Source organism: Endozoicomonas sp. SESOKO2 (genome assembly GCF_024606245.1).
GTDB lineage: Bacteria > Pseudomonadota > Gammaproteobacteria > Pseudomonadales > Endozoicomonadaceae > Endozoicomonas_A.
In genome coordinates this window covers 1-1105 of sequence record NZ_JAHHPQ010000693.1, presented here as the reverse complement: position 1 = coordinate 1105, position 1105 = coordinate 1, and the positions used below count along the sequence as shown (strand labels likewise).

The window sequence follows — 1105 nt, the reverse complement described above, 5'->3', positions numbered from 1 at the left end:
GACCAATTTATTGCATCCGCAGTAGGACAGCCTTAAGTCCGACAGGCTGCTAGTTTTTGATAGAATTCTGGCTCATCAGCAATCATTGAAACATATGTACCTGGAAGTTACCGAGTGCGACGGAGGACAAATAGCTATCTATATATTCCATGACTTTTCGTCCCAGACCCTGACCTTGGTAACTCGGATCTACCGCAACGTCTACGATTTCGAAATTACATACTCCATCGCCAATAACACGCCCCATTGCAACTAATGTTTCACTGTCTCGAATTGAGATTCCATATAAAGTGTTTAGCGTCGACCACTTCATAAGCTGCGAGTTCCGGGCGGCTGGCTTTGATCTCCTTTCCTTTTACTGTCACTTTCGTGAAATCTCTGTCGGTGAGTTCAAAAAGCTTGTGGTTCCCACTATATAACCAAGGCTGTTCGGAAAATTCTCGAAACCATTTAGGCAGGATTTGCTTATTTTTGGTACCGACCCAGACTTGTTCTGAATGCAGTTGCAGGTAATGACCAAGTCCCTGGTGAGTCAGACTGCTAAGACCTGCAAGGTGTATTGGCAACTGTAACTGTTGAGTCAGGGCTTGTAATGCATCTGGCCAGTCAGGTTTAATCTCGCCACTGGGCTCTGGGCGATAGTAAACACTAGAGCTGAGCCTCTTCAGCCAGCCGCTCTTGGCATATTTCTGAGCCAGAGAATAGTCGATACCATTCTCCGTTAGCCATCGCTGAAGCACCAGAGAACTTGGAGAGGTGTGATTTATCAGCCAGTTTATTTTAGATGACATATTAATACCCAAGATGTTAATTTACACTCTATGCCAAATCTAATGGTTTGTATAAATGGAACATTAATACCAATGGTGTGAATTATTGACTATTGTAAACCTTGCTGTATTGTTCAATGTACTCCTCTAACCTTTTCTCAGCTACTGCTATGCCAAACTGTCGTCGATTACTTTTCCTAGCTTGATGTAGTTTAGGAGGCCGCACAGGTGATCACAATGTCTGGCTTTATTCTTTGTCGATGTTAGCACCTCGATAATCGTGCCGTTAATCAATGTTCCTTCTCAGAGAACAAGACTCATATCCATTAACCAAG

Annotated in this window: 1 protein-coding gene and 1 pseudogene; both read right to left on the bottom strand. The window is 43.3% G+C overall.

The features are described 5' to 3' along the window. Positions 1 to 82: 82 nt before the first annotated feature. Entirely contained in the window at positions 83 to 313 is a 231-nt protein-coding gene (locus KDK17_RS19675) for a GNAT family N-acetyltransferase (RefSeq protein ID WP_373691610.1), read from the bottom strand. Beyond that, positions 297 to 791 (bottom strand): annotated as a pseudogene (locus KDK17_RS16855) (AbiEi antitoxin N-terminal domain-containing protein); the annotation flags it as partial. The pseudogene KDK17_RS16855 and the gene KDK17_RS19675, both read right to left, overlap by 17 nt. Between the last annotated feature and the right edge of the window lie 314 nt (positions 792 to 1105).